The following is a 14,945-nucleotide window of genomic DNA, read 5'->3' on the forward strand; positions in this document are numbered from 1 at the left end:
ACCTTGCTAAATCTCTGCCTTCTTTGTCTTTGAAACTACCTGTAAGGATTGTTATGAGATCAATCAGAAGCCAAACAATATTAATCAATAGACCATAAATAGTGATGGTTAAAAGAAGTTGCACCACCCCTGTGCCTATCTTGCCTGTATAGAAGCGATGTGCCCCTAGAGTGCCTAAGAAAAACCAAAGCAAAAGAGTTACCACAAAACTACGCCCCTCTTGTTTGATCTTACAACCACAATGGGTGCAGATCACGGCTTTGGGATTGACTTCTTTGCCACATTCTGAACAATACATCAAAACTCCTTGAATAGATTGCTCAAGATCTAAGCTTTTGGCTTAAGTCTAAAAGCGTGAGTTATTATACCAAATCTGTAAAATACCCTCAACTTCTTGATTGGGATAAGCATTGTTGGGATATGGTGGCAAGCTGCTATAATATAGTTATATATTGCAGCAATCAAGGTTTGTTTAAAGGAGTATGGAAATGGATTTAGATAAAGAGGATTTGAGGAGAGTTGCTGAATTTGCAGGGGAACTTTATGGAAGTTGGGATATTCAATCTGGGCTATGGGTTGATAGATTAGAAAAAATAAGATCCCAAAGGTATATGAGATATGGAGATGATATGACAGAGGATTTGGAGATAGATTTGAGTGATGATTGCTAAATATTTTGAACTGATTAGCTGTTTTTATTAAGAGAGTATGCCCTTGAAAGAGAAAAGATTGAGTCTTCTTGGCTATATTTGCTGATTGGTAATTTTATATACTTCCTTTCTCCTACTTTTTCCACCTTTTCTACCACTAAAGTCCTACCAAAGTAGTTTAGCCATAAAAAGTAGTATGAAAGACTTCCAAAAGACTACTTTAATACCACCAAAAAAGTCTAGACATATTTTTCAGTCTAAAGGACATAAATAGACAGACTTAAGATGGAGCAACTTACTAAAGTAGTATAAAAGCAGTCTAAAGGACATAAATAAAAGTCTAGACACAAATATCAGTCCAAAAGGCGGTAAAAAGAAGTTTTTAGAACGATAGAAGTATGTAAAATAGGAAGTTATAGGGGATTTGTACCATGGTACAAACTAAAAGAGTGGAGGAAAATGTGGAAAAATAACAAAAAGTAGAATATAATTTGGTATTTTTTCTTGATTTTTGATACCCAAAAACTATTCTTAGGGGATACTTTTGAACATAAGAGCTGATCTAAATGCACTCGCTGAAGAGTATTTTTGCAGTGAAAGAGCGTTGATACAAATGATTTTTGTTGCGATTAAAGATGCTTATCCTGAGTATAAAATACTTTATTTTGATATGGAAAAGCAGTATATTTATGCTGAAAAAAATGGCAGAAGTGTATGCTTTAAAGCAAGTAGAGAGAGGTTTAGTATTATTAAAAAGAGCCTTATTAATGCATTAAAAGTGCATAGGAAAGAGGTGTTAAGTAGGAAGAACTTTAAGCTATTAAGAGGGCTTTATCACTCACGATTTTGCAATAAAATAGTAAGAACACATATTGTTAGTTTGGGTGAGAAGCATATAGAAATGGCTGTCAAAGATAGAGAAATGTTGGCATTAAAAGTGCGATTGTTTGTGTCTATTGATGACTTTTTTGATACTGATTTGATTGCAGTTGGACATAATTTTAATGTGTTTATTCAGTCAATAAGGATTGAGAAGGATAGGCAAATTATCTTAAAAGGAGTGAGAAAAAATGATGTAATTGTAGAGAAAGAAATTGAGAGTTTGTTTGCTTATATTGAGAAAAAAAGTGGTAAAAAGATAGACTTTAATGTTGCTAAAGTTGATTTAAATAGAGCTTTAGTTGTTTTAAATGTTTATGAAAAATATGCAGATTCTATTCTTGGAAAGGTGGCAGAAGCCATTAAAAAGAGAGTGGGTTTTAGCTTATTTTGGACTAAAAAAGAAAGGATTGATGATGGAAAAATTAGAAAAGCGCAGTAGAAATATACGCAAAAACAATGGTGTTAATTCTATTTTGAAGGAGATAGAAAGCAAGAAAAACATACAAAAGGCAGTCAAGGTTTTTAGCAAAATGTTGATTGTGGATTTGAAGTTTTATGAGGATTTGGAGTTTGTTATAAGCAGAATTGGTTGGACACCACTTGTTAATAGTAGGCAGTTTTCTGGACTCAAAAAGACAATATCTGACTTAGTTGTAGAGTTAAAGAGGATGGAAAATGATGGAATTGCCCTTGAAAAGGAAGGTAAAAATGGAGATTAAGACTATGGAATATCTACCAAGAGAGGTAGTTGATTACAAAGATCCACTACAAGTTGCTACGCTATTTAGTAAGTCAATGTTGTCCCATACTCTTTATAATTTGTTTGTTGAAGCTGTTAATTTTAATATCAAAGATGAGCAAAAAGATGGCAATTCGTTCCCTATGATTTTGAGGGTTTCTGTAGCTGGATATGATGCTATTAATATTGAATATAACTTGTTTATTTTGGCATTGAGTAAGAACTTCTCTCCCCAAACACAGCGAGATTTTATCCTTGATTTTGCAGTCAGAGAGGGGATTAGAGAGCGTATGAAAGCCCCTTTATTTTTATGCAAGTTACTTGAGGATTATTTGGGGCTAGTCGCAGGAGGGAAGCCTTATATGCCCAAGAACAAAGCTTTTGTGTTGAGTAGTTTCTATAGACCCATTGTGTATGAGCGTATTGATGGTAAAGAAGCAAGGCAAATGGCAGCATTGACTATCAAGCTTGATGTGTTGTTTGATATTATTGGTGATATACCTACAGCAGGGACTTTGGTAGAGAATATGGAGCATTTTTATAATCGCTACATTGATTTTGAGCAAGTTGCTTTTGGTGCGAGTAAATGTCGAGAGTATTGGCTGCGAACAAAAAATCACAAGGTGGTTATGCTAAAAATTTAGGGTTTCAGAGTTGCATTATATATATAATATTATTATAGTAAATTCTACTCAATCATAGTAACTAGAGGTAACTTTAGTAAATCTTAGTAAATTGTAGTAAATCCTACTAAATTCTAGTAAATTGAATAAATTAAGATATTTTTCGTAAGAAAAATACAAGAACCGTTTTCATTAATGTGCCAAAAGAAGAGGAGAAGGATTTGTGAATTTTGTATCAAATCTAAAGCAAGGGTATTTTCAGATTTTTTTAGAGTTTTATCATAAAAAACCTGATTTGGTTGTCTTGATTTTATTCCTGTGCTTTTATCTCGTATTGTTTTTGTTTGTTCGTTTATTCTTCAAGAAAAGAAAGAGATCTAAGAAATCGCCCCCTCGTAAAAAAGACAAGGGTGTGGGCAGAGAGATGGGGGCTTATCATGAAGATAACATCAAACTCAATCTGTATGATTACACAGTTAGACTTGTCTATGAAGCAATAGGCATTATTCGAACGAAAAAGAAAATGGAAAAGGGTGATGGGTTTAAAGTGGATTTCTCTCAAGCAATGAGTATGTTTTCTAATCCTAAGTTTTTGTTCTACTTGAGTGAAAATAAAAAGATTATGTTTGAGAGAATGCCAAAAGAAGCTTCTGAAATTATTTTGAGTTCAACAGAGGAAAGACTAACAAGACCTCAAAGAAAAAAGGAAAAAGAGATTGAGCTTGAAGATGGGGTTAGGGTAACTCTTGATGAGAATAGCTTGATTAGAAAAGTTTTTTCTCCAGAGCTTGAGAATAAAAAAATTGCTTCTCAACTTGATTCTGAAATCAAAGGAGAGGATTTGGATTCAATTCTTGATGGACCAGAGCCTAAAAAAACAATAGAAGAAAAAGATGGGCTTTTAAAAAAAGAGCAAGAAGAAAAAGAGATTGAGAGAGTTGCTGAAAATTTCTTTACAAGTTTTTCCAAGACACAAGACCATACACCAAAAGAGAAAAAACCAATGAATGCTGTAGAGTATAAGAAAAAGATCAAGCAGAAAAAAAATGAAAAAGAGAATCTTAGAGATCTGCCCTTTGTTGAAATTTCTGATTTACAAAAAATCACTGATGAGATACTTTCAGAAAATACACAAGCCCTAGAGTCAAGGAATGAAAAAAAAGAAGAGGTAGCTCAACAAGATCCTAGGTCTTTTGAAACAAAGGAAAAGTTAAAGACAGCACAGGGGAGTGAAAGCAAACAAGAGAGTGGGGTATTAACTTTCATAAAAACAGAAGTCTTGTGCTATAATTATGTGGATCAGATTTTTATTATTGAAGACAATATTATTTTTAGGCAAAGATTTTTCAATAATTTTAGATTTGCCAATCCTGAAGATGAAATCAGTGTTGATGCACTGAAAATCATTTTGGGTAAGTTTGAAAAAAAATATCAAATTTCATTTCAAATCAACAAAAGTGTCCATAGTTTTAAAAATGAGCGATTCACACTTTTGGCAATACCCAAAGAGGTGCAGGCAAAGATTGAGTCTTTGCTTGGTGTTTCTGCAGAGGAGTGATGCCAATGGAAAAACTAGAGCATAGTGTCTTACAACAAATTTTTGGAGAAGCAGGAATAATTTGAAACATAAAGCTGAACATATTGCCATGAAACTCAATCGGAGTATGTTGTTCCTCTTTGAGTTAAAGAGAGGTCGGGAAAGAAATAAAATATTGCAAAAAATTGACAGAATGGGGTCAAAAAATGACTTTAGAGATGAAATGGTGGGTAGAGCTTACCAAGTCTATCAAAAACGATTTAAGACCCCAATGCTGAACGAATTAGTAGTATTTTTTCTTAAGAATACAGAGGATTTTGAGTTTTGTAAGCTGACTTCTGTTCCCAAAAAGTATAGAACCCAGCATAGGGCTTATGATAGTATGTTTGATGAGTTAGAAAAAGTAGATTTGCTTAGACATACGCTTAGAGTGTTTCTCATTGCGTGTGAGAAAAATCGTGATATTCCTGATGGCGTGGCTGAAGAGGTAGCTCTGCTCGCACTCACTCATGATTTTGGTAAATGCCCCAGAATCAGGGATTTAACTTTCTCCAGAGCTGATGATCCCCATAATCATGTCAGTGCCAAGTATGTTTCTTTGATTATGGAGCAGAGGGGATACTCTAATAATTTTATCAATCTTTTCTATAAGACACTTTTTGACCACCATGGTTCAGAAAAAGAATCTCCTCCCAAGGACTTTCATATTGAAGCCCTAAATGAGTGTGATTTTTTAGCTCGCAAGCAAGAAGAAAAAGAGGTGATGAAAAGAAAATTTATAAACACAGGGATTGCACAATGACTTTCAGAAGCCATATCGCATTGGGTATTGTAGGGGGTTTGGCATTGGCTCAAACTCCTTTGATTGTTCAAAGTCCTGCTTATTATATTCAATATTTGCCCTTGATCGCCCTGGGATCAATTCTGCCTGATATTGATGAGCCAAAAAGTTTCATCGGTAGAAAACTCCCTGGCATTTCTCATATGATTAATTTTGGACTTGGGCATCGTGGCTTTACGCATTTTCTTTTGTGTCCGTTGCTTTTAGCTATTATTGGTGGTATTCTTTTAGATGCCTCACGATTTTTTGTGTATGCAGTTTGTTTTGGTATGTTGATGCACCAATTGGGTGATATGCTGACCAAGAGTGGGATTCCAAAATATTTCTACCCATTTAAGGCTTCAGGAGTATTGTTACCTAAGTTTTTGAGATTTTATACAGGGAGTATTGCAGAATGGCTGTTGTTGGTTCTGATTTTACTCCCAACAATGCTCTTGCTGTTTTATTTGTCATATAGCCAATCGTGGGGACTTACTCCTAGTTCTTTTAGTCAGTTTTATAAGGGGATAGGGTTATGAAAAACATAGTGAAAAACTTGGTTGCACTCAAATTCCAGCTTCTTGCGTTTGAAATAGAGAAAATCTCTCTTAAAAAGCAAAGGAAGCGTAATCCTGATGAGTATGAGAGGTTTATGATTGAAGCTGAAAGGCTTTATGAAGATACAAAAAAGAAAGTACTTGAAATAGAAGTACGCAATGAAAGGTGTTAAAAATGTTTGGTATGGGTGATAAGACTGCTGTTGGGCAAGAGAAGAGGGGGTTTGATAACCGAAGAAATTATGGCTTTGGGGGCGACCACGGGAATACATTTGCAAATATGCGTAAAGAAAAAGAGCAAGAAGAGCCTAAAAAGAAAGGGCGATATGCTTTCCATAGTGATATTCAGGAGGTTGCAGATATTCTACAATCTATTTATGCTTCTGGGAGCTCTTTCTCAAAACAAAAAACAATCGATATGACAGAGAGTGAGTATCGAATGCTCCCTATCGAGATGGCAAAAATTGTAGGCAAGTTGTTTTTTTATATATTTTTAATTTATATCTCAAGTTTTCTGATTACGATATTGTGTGCGAAGTTCAAACTTTCGTTCGGCTTGTCATATCCAATTCCGATAAGTATCTTTTTCTTCTCTTTGCTTTTTTATGCGTGGGTCGTTTATGGCATGCAGCAATTTGTAATCGAGAATGAGGAGCAGCCGAAAACAAAACAAGTGTTTAAGATTGTGCTTTCATCTTGGCGATTCATTGAAGTTTCTATGTTTATTTTGATGTTTGTTTTTATCGGTATCCATTTCACTGAACCCATTTGGATTGGCAACTTGACTTTCTTATTAGAAAAGATAAAGTTCTTTTTTACGCCACAAGATGTTTCGGATTCAATCGATCACTTGATGTATCTCTCTTTTATGGTCAATGCAATTTATGTGGTCTTTGTTTATTTCACAAGAAGGAGGTTTCGAAAAATGCAGCAGAAAAATATGTTGGCTATATATCACCAGTATGACTTGCATTCAGCTGTTGATAAGAAGCTAGATTTTGAAATTTAATTGTGGCTTCTGTTTGGATCTATTCGTGTAGGGCGTTCATCTTTAATGATGAGTATTTTGTAAAATTTTAAAGGATAACAAATGAAAAAATGTTTTATATCAAAAATCTTGTTTTTAATGCTTCTTGGGTTTATTGGTATCTCGTTTGCAGCAGGACTCAATCCAATGCAAGCTGTCAAAAATGCCATGTATGATTTGGGGGTGAATTGGGTGTTTTGGATCCTTGCTTTCTTGATTCTTGCTACAGCGATCATAGCAATTTTCAGAGGTGCAGAGTGGCTCTCAGTTACTATCGTAGCCTTAGGATTGATTGCAGCACTCTTCTATTTGCCAGGGCAAATTGATAAAATCAAAGAATGGGCTCAAAGCTATACCCCAACTAATGCTACTCCTTAAGTGAGTGCAAGGGCAGACTAATATTTTGGAGAAATTATGAATAGAAGTGATATTGTTGTAGAGTTTCCAGACAGGATCAACCGATACAGGTTGATCTCTAATATTGAAGCAGATATTTTTATGATAGCTGCATTTTCAGCGATCGGATTTGTAACTTTGCTTTTTTTTGTTACCTCCCAGCCAGGCTCATCTTTTATTATGGGCTTAGGCATTGCAGGGGGGATTACTTATTTGTATATTTACTTTAAAGAGAAAAACAAGCGTGGGTTTTTAATACATTGGCTTTATTCTAGGGGCATTTACCGACCTAAATATAAAGGGGTTGAAGGTTTGCCTAAATATTTTCTTACAGAAGGTTGGGTTCATGAGTTCAACGACTAAACGCCACGATGATGGAGATTATGGGTTTTATGGAAAGGAAGCACTTGACCGATCGGTCAAATTGATTCTCAATAATCGCATTTTTCAGCTAATCATTGCTGTGCTGGTTTTTATCCTCATATTGCTAACTTCAGCATATTTCTCATTATCAAAATCTCTCACTACTCAAGTGAATCTCCCACCATATGGCACTTTTGATATTGCTCGTATGGAAGCTGATCCTCTTTATTATCGGGTATGGGCAGATTTTGTTTTGAATTATATGAGTAATTTTACTCCTACAAACATTGATGGAAACATCAAAGAAGCTACACAGGTTTTTGACCACGATGTTTTTGTGGCTAAAAAACCTGAATTTGATGCTTATTATCAGTCGATAAAAACAAATCAAATCACACAACGATTTCAATTTGATGCTACAGGGGTATCAGTTAAGCTTGAAAAAAGTGGCTCTGAAGCTACTGTGAAATACAATGGAGTTGCTTTTCAAAAGATAGCCAATTTAGCTACAAGGCGAAAGGTTTGTTTTTATGAAATGCACTTTTTTATTAATAACTTTAAAATCTATCAAGATGCCATCAAGACAGATTGCCTAGATGACAATACAATTGTCCCTAAAGGTGCTGATGAAGTGCCACAGAAAAAAGGGGAGTTGATTGATGAGGAGGATCTTGCCAATAGTGGGCTTGATGATTTTGGAATGATGGATGGGACAGAAAAGAAGCCTGCTAACAAAGCTCCATCACCCAAGGAGGTGATGATTCAAGGAACTTTGGAGAAAGATTATAAGATTAGAGTCGATAAAGACTATATACTTTCAGGATTAAAAGGGCAGGGCAATAAGAATACACAACCTGCTTCTTTAGCCAAAGAGGTGGGGACAGAAGCTAATCCATCAAAAGAGAAAGAAACACCAAAAATAAATATCAACGAAGATGAGAAGGGGACTTATGAAGCTCAATAAGATTATCATATCCACTGCTGTGGTTTTATTGCCTTTAGTTTTTGCACAAGCGGCCGATGCTATAGAAGCTCAAAAAAATGCTGATCAAGCAATACAGGAGATGATGACAAAGATGGCTCAAGGATCTCAAGAAGAAAATCAAGATCTTGATACAGATAAAAGCTCCAATACTTCAAGGAGTATCCAAAGCAGTCCTCGCAGTAGCAATAAAAGCACTTCCAAGCCCTCATCAAAGAAGGGTATTAATTACGCCAATACCCCTATACCTAAAGGGGCAAAGAAGGTAACACTTGCTGCTTCAGTGAATGTCAAGGTCATCGAAGATAAATATAGCATTTTGGATTTTCCTTTTTTGATTACGAGTGTAGATTTTGGTGAGTTTAAGGGGAGTGCTAATCAAGATTCTGTAGGGTTACCAGACTTAGAAGCCATCAAAGGCAAAGATTACTCGCCTATAAAAATAGAGCAGACTGATAATCGCTTGGTTATCAATTCTAGTGTCAGGGGGAAAGCCCAATTAGTTGTATGGGGAGGGGATTTTCCTGTTGTAATTAACCTATACATCAATAAAAATGATGGAAGCACCTATTATAAATTTTTAGATGCAAATAATGAGCAAGCCAAAATAGCTATTAAGAAACTTGAAAGCAACGAACACGAGAGAGTCATTAATATTTTAACAACTGCTCTTTATAGAGATCAAATTCCCAGAGGGTATGAGAAGAATAGCAAGAAAGAGCTATATCGATATAAAAAAGAGGAGATCAAAATCATCAAAGATTATTCTTTGCAGGGGCGTTTTTATATTGCCGAAAAATGGGACTTAATCAATACGAGCAAAAAGAAAACGCTTAATTTGTATGAGGAGATGTTTTATACTCCAGATGATACTTACTCGGTTAGTATTTTAAGTCCTGTGTTAGAACCGATGCGTTCAACCTCTATCTATATCATCAAACGCAATAATAAGCCACAATAATGGATAATAGGTTCTCTATAATCATTCCAAATCTTGATGATATTTTGATAGAAGTGATTACTATAATAAATGCCCGTTGGAAGTCTTATGGGTATCCCACTTATGAACTGCTTGAACATAATGTCATTCCCAATGCTAATAGTTTTTTGTTGGAAATCATTGAGATAGCAAATGAGTGGGTAGAAACTCCATATATTGTGATTCAGGGTCCAGTAGATGATAAACCATTTTGATTTGGAGTTTTGTGTGTAGAATTATGCTGCCACAACAATATAGGCTTATGAAAGATTGACTTATTTTATTAAAATGTCTTAAAAATTAAGTAGCCCCACCAAGATTGCAATCAGTGGGGCTTTTTATGCTTAAAACACAAGGACTTCCAACAAGGAGTCCATAATGACCCCAACAGATGTTATTGTAGCTATATGGTTTCCCTCACTAGGAGGGCGAGCGAGAAAAATCTCGAACCACGAGATGATTTTAGCTACCTTTTGCAAATCTGTCAAACTTCCCATAAGAGATAATATGCTAGTTGATTTTATCAACAAAAGGCGTAGGCATAATACTTGCATTGTCTAACAAATATTTTAAGATTGTGCTACAATCCAAGATATACTTTGAGTAAAGGAAATCATATTATGGAAGCACAAGAAATAGCCCTTATGACACAATCAAAATCCCCCCAATGCACTCTTGATGAGATTTTAGATGCAGTAGAGCGTGTCAATCCTCGCTTGCAATTGCTCCAAGAAGGACACAGTGCAATTTATTATGATGAAAACATATCTAAGGAATATAATCTCTTGCTCCAGCCTGATGGGAAGTGTTATCTCATCAAATATGAAGATACCCTCCAAAAAAGTCAAATCCTAAGAGAGCTCACCCAAGAAGAATATGCCAAACTTGATGTCATTAAGGGTAGGGATTATTGAGGGCAAATTTTATCATCATCACAGGCACAAATGGCGTGGGAAAATCCACAATGGGGCAGAATCTTTCCGAAGTGCTACATATCCCTTTTATTGATGTGGATAGATACTATAAAAACAAATTTGGTTCTTATAGGCAATATACCCAAAGTGAGATTGCTCAAGCTAGCAAAGAGCTTGAAGCGTTGCGACAGGGGATATTTTCAAAACAATCAAAGCTTTGTGCTTGAACGCATCATTACAACACCCCAAAGTATAAGGAAACTTTTGGAAGATGCTAAAAATTCTGGCTTTATAACAACATTGTTTTATATCGGGGTAAGTAATGCACTTGACATCTCCAAAGAGAGGATTGAATACAGAGTCAAACAAGGCTTGCACTTTGTAGATACCCAAACGATAAAAAACAATCTTGTGAAGCTCAATCAAGCATTCAAGCTTGTTGCTCCTTGGTTTGATAATATCACCATTTATGACAACTCCAAAAACTATGAAACTACCAAACGCATCTTAGATATTAGAAATAAGCGTATCTATTCCCAAAATCCTCTTCCAGAATTTGTCTATACCCTCATCAAAGACACTTTTATTCAAAAACTACTTCTGCTATAATCATAAAATATCTAAAATCAAGGTATTAACAACATAAAATTCACATCTCAAGTATAATAAGGAATGCCCAAGATGAAAAAAATAATGAAAAGCTTAGTGTTTAAAGTATTGGATTTAGTGTGGAGTGCGTTCAAGAGCATTGTCTTGTTTATTTCAGGCACAATTCTCATTTGCAGCCTATTTTCAGGCATTTATTTTTTAGCAAGCTTTTTAGGAAAAGCATTTGGTATCTACAATGTTTTTAGTTACACAACCCTAATCAGCATATCTTTTGTTTCAGGGGCTATTTTTGGGGTTTTTTATTATTCTTATCGCAAATTATATACAAAATGGGGCAAGAACGCTTTTTATCTTCAGTGCAACCAGAAGCAGTATATAGAGCTTTATGAAAAATCAAAACAATCAACAAAAAAACCTGATACTCTCAATCATCTAGCAGATACTCCTAGCAAAGATCCGAAAGTAGAGTTGGGATTCCACTTTAATAGGGGGCGACTCCTTAGCAGAGGATTTTGGGTGTTTATAATATTTTTTGCTACTTTGGCAGGCTCTGGGATTTTGAGTCAGATTAATGGGATATGGTCGCTAATTGCTTATTGTTCGTATATAATAGGGCTTATTACTTGGACCTTTTTGACTAAAGATCTGATTACTAAGATCAGAGAAAAATATTTTTCCATCGCTCACAAATAACCCCTCTTTTTTCCAACAAGGGCAAGCTCAAGTCCTGCTGGGTTTTGTTCTATTCCTCAAATAGTCTGAAAAAGTAGCTTTATTTTTCTCGGTTTCTATGCAACCATTTTCGCAGTGCCAGATTTGCCAATCATTATCTTTTTTCACAGGAATATAAAAGACATACCCTGTCTTTTTACTAGCATACATATAGGCTTTTTTGAGCTTTTCAATCTTTTCTTTATAACGATCTGTATCAAAATCTACATTACCACCACCATTAACGCTTTTGACCTCAAAAATATGGATTGTATCGTTTTTATCTTTGAATATAAAATCTGGATAACTTGTGTGTTTCTTTTTGTCATAATAATCAAACTTGATATTGGAGTTGTTGTCTATATAGTTTTTGCCAAATAAGTAAAATTTATCATCATCGATTGTAACTACCTTGCAGCAGTCTTTTTTGAGATTATCAAGAATCTTAAACCACTCAAGCTCACTGATACTATCGTGATGGAACTCATCAGGGTTGTCTTGATTGTCGGTATTTTGAGTTGTGCTCCACATACCATTTTCACAGCGATAAGAATTACCATTGAGATCCATAAACGCATAAATGCTGTTTCTGATCCCTTCTTTGACTTCTATCATTGATCCATATTTTTCATAGTCTTCTACAACACTTTTAACCTTTTCTTTGATTGCTTCAAGATTGGCAGTAAATTGATGGTATGTTTTAGTGTCTTTTACATATTCGAGCCGTTTTTTCTTAATGATTTCATCGCATTTTTGAAGCTCTCTATAGGCTGTAAATATGTTTTTTCTTTTGTCTTCTTTTTGAGGAAAGCAACCAGATATATCAACTTCGGATAATACTACCTCTTTAAGAGTAACTTGCTTGAACGGCAGAAACTCTTTGATAATTTCATTCCCTTGATGTAATATTTCAGCTCCACGCAGTTGCACTTCTTTAACTCTGTTGGGGCGATCTTTGGTGATCCCCCATATATGGGCAGTGCTAAAATGTTCTTGTATATCATTTGGAAGCTTTTCAAACTTCTGTATATAGGGGTTACGCCTAACTCTTCCAATTACTTGCTCATCAAGCTGGCTAGATTGCGTATCTCTGACTTGATAAAGACAGCAAGCCCTTGGTATATCAAAGCCCTCTGTAATGACCATTTTGAATATAATCACTTCAACAGGATAGTTTGGCTGTTTGATTAGCTCACGCCATAGCTTTTTGTCTTTGGCTTTGATGAGTGCATTATTGGTTTCGTATTTTTTATCATCAGCTAAAAAGCTTACCCATTGCAGACCATGTTTTTCCACAATTCTTATAATGCTCTCAAATTCTTGCTCTCCTTTTTGGGTATTTGAGATCTGGATAATAAAAGCAGGGGTAATATCATAGTCTAAATATTTTTGTCTGATGTCTTTTTTGTATTCTCTTAAAGCCTTATCAAGCCCTTCTTCCAACTCATCATTGGCATTATCCCTATATTTAATATGCTTAATAAGTTTGGCATCAACTGCTTCTTGCTCACTCAATAAAACATCAAATTTATTGTCTTTAGGAGTGGCTGAAAAATTGATGGTTTTGCTAAAATACTCATTGAGTTTGCCTAAATTTGTTGTGGCAATGTGGCTCTCATCTCTTATGAGGATAATTTCCTTGCCTTCTCTTTTGCAGTTTTCTAAGAATATCAAAAAGGAGTGCTCTTTATTGATGCGAGATGATGTGGTATATTGATTTGTGGGAAGTATATATACATTGTAGCCCCATTGGATTTGGATACTATATTCTTTGTTCTTTTCGTTTTCTTTGCCTGTTGTAATGAGATAAGGTCGTAGATTCATATAGCTGTATTCGCTATTTTTCATAAAGCTCTTATAGCATTGTTCAGCCAAATCACCTTTTGAAAGACTAGATACAATAAAAATATAGCGATCGCTCTCTAGGAGTAGTTTGTCCATAAGCATTGCCATCATATGGGTTTTACCACTTCCTGTAGGGGCTTTAACGCCAATTGTTTGCTTGCCATTATATAGGAGCGAGAGAATATCTCCCACCACTCTGTTTTGGAGTTCTTCAATCTCTGTTGTCATTTCTCCTCCTCTCTCTTACAAGTCTTCTCAAAGTTCTCACATACCCAATCGATCTTCTCATTAATCTCCATTCTGGGTTGATCATATAAACTCTCATCAATACTTTCAAATATTTTATCACTATCAGCAGGTAGGTGTTCTATGTCATAAACCTCTAGACTATCTCCATAGGGTTTGTTTTTCTCCAACCATTTTATCGCCCCCCCCCCTTCGTAGCATTCTCCTGTCATGATACGCTTGAGTCTTTTGGCTGTAACATCATAGGCAATACCATTAGGATTGATCTCTGTTTCTTCATTGTTTGTTACGAGTATGAATTGTCTATTCCCTCCATCAGTTCTATTAAGCTCTAAAACAGCATGTCCTGTTGTGCCACTCCCTGCGTAGAAGTCTAGGATAATGGAATTTGGGGCAGAGGAGATCTCTATAATGCGTTTAAGCAAGGCTACGGGTTTGGGGTTTGAGAATATTCCAGATTCAGAATCTGTAAAAATAGTGCTAAGCTCTCTTGTTGCATTTGCATTATTGCTGCAGTCTAACCACAAGCTGGGAGTCTTTACTAATCCTTCATTCTCGTTTTCATATTGTTTTTTATAAATGCTCCATTCATCATTCTTGTTCTTCTTAAAGACAATTCTATTTTCATTTTTCAATCGCTGAAATGTGTCTTTTGCACATACCCATTGGGTTTTTGTGGTAGTGCCATCAGGGCATTCAATATCATAAATTAGCGTTTCCCTATAGTCAAGCCAAGACTTTAGAGGACTCAATAAATATCTACCCTTTGTTTCTATAAACTCATCTTCTAGCTTAAAGGATTGTCGCTGTTTTTCTGTGCGATAAGTCAAAAAAGCACCTAAGGCTTCTATATTTTTTGCGTAGCATAAAATATATTCATGAAAATCCAATATAAATTTTGCGTGCTGCCCTCCAGAGTTTTTCTTTTGCCATACAATATCCCCCACAAAATTCCCCTCACCAAACACATCATCAAATAAACATTTGACATAGGCTTGGTTTTTATCATCGATACTGCAAAAGATCACTCCATCATCAGTGAGTAATTGTCTTGCAAGATGTAAG

Annotated in this window: 22 protein-coding genes; 19 read left to right on the forward strand and 3 right to left on the reverse strand. The window is 35.3% G+C overall.

Going from position 1 to position 14,945, the window contains the following annotated elements; all coding sequences use genetic code 11:
• A partial coding sequence (locus BKH46_RS08535) for a TM2 domain-containing protein (protein ID WP_143428941.1) occupies positions 1-298 on the reverse strand: 298 nt, incomplete at its 3' end.
• Between the two features lie 190 nt (positions 299-488).
• Between BKH46_RS08535 and BKH46_RS08540 the strand changes: the two genes are divergently transcribed.
• The 19 genes from BKH46_RS08540 to BKH46_RS08630 all read left to right on the forward strand — a co-directional run bounded on the left by BKH46_RS08540 (position 489) and on the right by BKH46_RS08630 (position 11,771).
• Positions 489-671, forward strand: coding sequence for a hypothetical protein (locus tag BKH46_RS08540; RefSeq protein ID WP_095226421.1), 183 nt, complete (start codon positions 489-491; stop codon positions 669-671).
• 523 nt (positions 672-1,194) lie between these two features.
• Entirely contained in the window at positions 1,195-1,971 is a 777-nt protein-coding gene (locus BKH46_RS08545) for a hypothetical protein (protein WP_095226422.1), read from the forward strand.
• Positions 1,946-2,251: a hypothetical protein gene (locus tag BKH46_RS08550; protein WP_095226423.1), complete on the forward strand. Its 306-nt coding sequence runs from the start codon at positions 1,946-1,948 to the stop codon at positions 2,249-2,251. The genes BKH46_RS08545 and BKH46_RS08550 overlap by 26 nt, the downstream gene beginning before the upstream one ends.
• Complete coding sequence (locus BKH46_RS08555; RefSeq protein WP_095226424.1) at positions 2,241-2,915, forward strand: hypothetical protein; 675 nt, start codon at positions 2,241-2,243, stop codon at positions 2,913-2,915. Before BKH46_RS08550 ends, BKH46_RS08555 begins: the two co-directional genes overlap by 11 nt.
• Before the next feature lie 202 nt (positions 2,916-3,117).
• A complete protein-coding gene (locus tag BKH46_RS08560; RefSeq protein WP_095226425.1) occupies positions 3,118-4,452 on the forward strand; it encodes a hypothetical protein in 1,335 nt (444 codons plus the stop codon).
• A 61-nt stretch (positions 4,453-4,513) separates the two neighbouring features.
• Positions 4,514-5,233 (forward strand): HD domain-containing protein, encoded by a 720-nt coding sequence (locus BKH46_RS08565; RefSeq protein ID WP_095226426.1) that lies wholly within the window; start codon positions 4,514-4,516, stop codon positions 5,231-5,233.
• Positions 5,230-5,790 carry a metal-dependent hydrolase gene (locus BKH46_RS08570; protein WP_095226427.1) on the forward strand — a complete coding sequence of 187 codons (561 nt, stop codon included), beginning with the start codon at positions 5,230-5,232 and terminating at the stop codon, positions 5,788-5,790. Before BKH46_RS08565 ends, BKH46_RS08570 begins: the two co-directional genes overlap by 4 nt.
• Positions 5,787-5,981, forward strand: coding sequence for a hypothetical protein (locus BKH46_RS08575; RefSeq protein ID WP_095226428.1), 195 nt, complete (start codon positions 5,787-5,789; stop codon positions 5,979-5,981). Before BKH46_RS08570 ends, BKH46_RS08575 begins: the two co-directional genes overlap by 4 nt.
• A 2-nt stretch (positions 5,982-5,983) precedes the next feature.
• Positions 5,984-6,817, forward strand: a complete 834-nt coding sequence (locus BKH46_RS08580; protein ID WP_095226429.1) for a hypothetical protein — start codon at positions 5,984-5,986, stop codon at positions 6,815-6,817.
• A gap of 81 nt (positions 6,818-6,898) precedes the next feature.
• Positions 6,899-7,213: a hypothetical protein gene (locus tag BKH46_RS08585; protein ID WP_095226430.1), complete on the forward strand. Its 315-nt coding sequence runs from the start codon at positions 6,899-6,901 to the stop codon at positions 7,211-7,213.
• Positions 7,214-7,249: 36 nt separating this feature from the next.
• Positions 7,250-7,594 (forward strand): hypothetical protein, encoded by a 345-nt coding sequence (locus tag BKH46_RS08590; RefSeq protein ID WP_095226431.1) that lies wholly within the window; start codon positions 7,250-7,252, stop codon positions 7,592-7,594.
• Positions 7,578-8,558, forward strand: coding sequence for a TraE/TraK family type IV conjugative transfer system protein (locus tag BKH46_RS08595; RefSeq protein WP_095226432.1), 981 nt, complete (start codon positions 7,578-7,580; stop codon positions 8,556-8,558). Before BKH46_RS08590 ends, BKH46_RS08595 begins: the two co-directional genes overlap by 17 nt.
• Positions 8,545-9,537: a type-F conjugative transfer system secretin TraK gene (locus BKH46_RS08600; protein WP_095226433.1), complete on the forward strand. Its 993-nt coding sequence runs from the start codon at positions 8,545-8,547 to the stop codon at positions 9,535-9,537. Before BKH46_RS08595 ends, BKH46_RS08600 begins: the two co-directional genes overlap by 14 nt.
• On the forward strand, positions 9,537-9,770 hold the full coding sequence (locus BKH46_RS08605) for a hypothetical protein (RefSeq protein WP_095226434.1): 234 nt from the start codon (positions 9,537-9,539) through the stop codon (positions 9,768-9,770). Before BKH46_RS08600 ends, BKH46_RS08605 begins: the two co-directional genes overlap by 1 nt.
• A gap of 163 nt (positions 9,771-9,933) precedes the next feature.
• Positions 9,934-10,116 (forward strand): hypothetical protein, encoded by a 183-nt coding sequence (locus tag BKH46_RS08610; protein ID WP_095226435.1) that lies wholly within the window; start codon positions 9,934-9,936, stop codon positions 10,114-10,116.
• A gap of 59 nt (positions 10,117-10,175) precedes the next feature.
• A complete protein-coding gene (locus BKH46_RS08615) occupies positions 10,176-10,469 on the forward strand; it encodes a hypothetical protein (RefSeq protein WP_095226436.1) in 294 nt (97 codons plus the stop codon).
• Positions 10,466-10,696 (forward strand): shikimate kinase, encoded by a 231-nt coding sequence (locus BKH46_RS08620; protein WP_095226437.1) that lies wholly within the window; start codon positions 10,466-10,468, stop codon positions 10,694-10,696. Before BKH46_RS08615 ends, BKH46_RS08620 begins: the two co-directional genes overlap by 4 nt.
• Positions 10,697-10,733: 37 nt before the next feature.
• Positions 10,734-11,078, forward strand: a complete 345-nt coding sequence (locus BKH46_RS08625) for a hypothetical protein (protein WP_095226438.1) — start codon at positions 10,734-10,736, stop codon at positions 11,076-11,078.
• 144 nt (positions 11,079-11,222) lie between these two features.
• Positions 11,223-11,771, forward strand: coding sequence for a hypothetical protein (locus tag BKH46_RS08630; protein ID WP_143428943.1), 549 nt, complete (start codon positions 11,223-11,225; stop codon positions 11,769-11,771).
• A gap of 27 nt (positions 11,772-11,798) precedes the next feature.
• Here BKH46_RS08630 and BKH46_RS08635 read toward each other — a convergent pair whose 3' ends face one another.
• On the reverse strand, positions 11,799-13,862 hold the full coding sequence (locus tag BKH46_RS08635; RefSeq protein ID WP_095226440.1) for a DEAD/DEAH box helicase family protein: 2,064 nt from the start codon (positions 13,860-13,862) through the stop codon (positions 11,799-11,801).
• On the reverse strand, positions 13,859-14,945 hold a 1,087-nt coding region (locus tag BKH46_RS08640), incomplete at its 5' end, for a site-specific DNA-methyltransferase (RefSeq protein WP_143428944.1). The genes BKH46_RS08635 and BKH46_RS08640, both read right to left, overlap by 4 nt.

It is taken from the genome of Helicobacter sp. 12S02634-8 (assembly GCF_002272865.1).
GTDB lineage: Bacteria > Campylobacterota > Campylobacteria > Campylobacterales > Helicobacteraceae > Helicobacter_J.

Coding starts and splice junctions, on each gene's coding strand:
- BKH46_RS08540 (WP_095226421.1), top strand. CDS start 489: ATGGATTTAGATAAAGAGGATTTGAGGAGAGTTGCTGAATTTGCAGGG.
- BKH46_RS08550 (WP_095226423.1), top strand. CDS start 1,946: ATGGAAAAATTAGAAAAGCGCAGTAGAAATATACGCAAAAACAATGGT.
- BKH46_RS08555 (WP_095226424.1), top strand. CDS start 2,241: ATGGAGATTAAGACTATGGAATATCTACCAAGAGAGGTAGTTGATTAC.
- BKH46_RS08570 (WP_095226427.1), top strand. CDS start 5,230: ATGACTTTCAGAAGCCATATCGCATTGGGTATTGTAGGGGGTTTGGCA.
- BKH46_RS08575 (WP_095226428.1), top strand. CDS start 5,787: ATGAAAAACATAGTGAAAAACTTGGTTGCACTCAAATTCCAGCTTCTT.
- BKH46_RS08580 (WP_095226429.1), top strand. CDS start 5,984: ATGTTTGGTATGGGTGATAAGACTGCTGTTGGGCAAGAGAAGAGGGGG.
- BKH46_RS08585 (WP_095226430.1), top strand. CDS start 6,899: ATGAAAAAATGTTTTATATCAAAAATCTTGTTTTTAATGCTTCTTGGG.
- BKH46_RS08590 (WP_095226431.1), top strand. CDS start 7,250: ATGAATAGAAGTGATATTGTTGTAGAGTTTCCAGACAGGATCAACCGA.
- BKH46_RS08595 (WP_095226432.1), top strand. CDS start 7,578: ATGAGTTCAACGACTAAACGCCACGATGATGGAGATTATGGGTTTTAT.
- BKH46_RS08600 (WP_095226433.1), top strand. CDS start 8,545: ATGAAGCTCAATAAGATTATCATATCCACTGCTGTGGTTTTATTGCCT.
- BKH46_RS08605 (WP_095226434.1), top strand. CDS start 9,537: ATGGATAATAGGTTCTCTATAATCATTCCAAATCTTGATGATATTTTG.
- BKH46_RS08610 (WP_095226435.1), top strand. CDS start 9,934: ATGACCCCAACAGATGTTATTGTAGCTATATGGTTTCCCTCACTAGGA.
- BKH46_RS08615 (WP_095226436.1), top strand. CDS start 10,176: ATGGAAGCACAAGAAATAGCCCTTATGACACAATCAAAATCCCCCCAA.
- BKH46_RS08635 (WP_095226440.1), bottom strand. CDS start 13,862: ATGACAACAGAGATTGAAGAACTCCAAAACAGAGTGGTGGGAGATATT.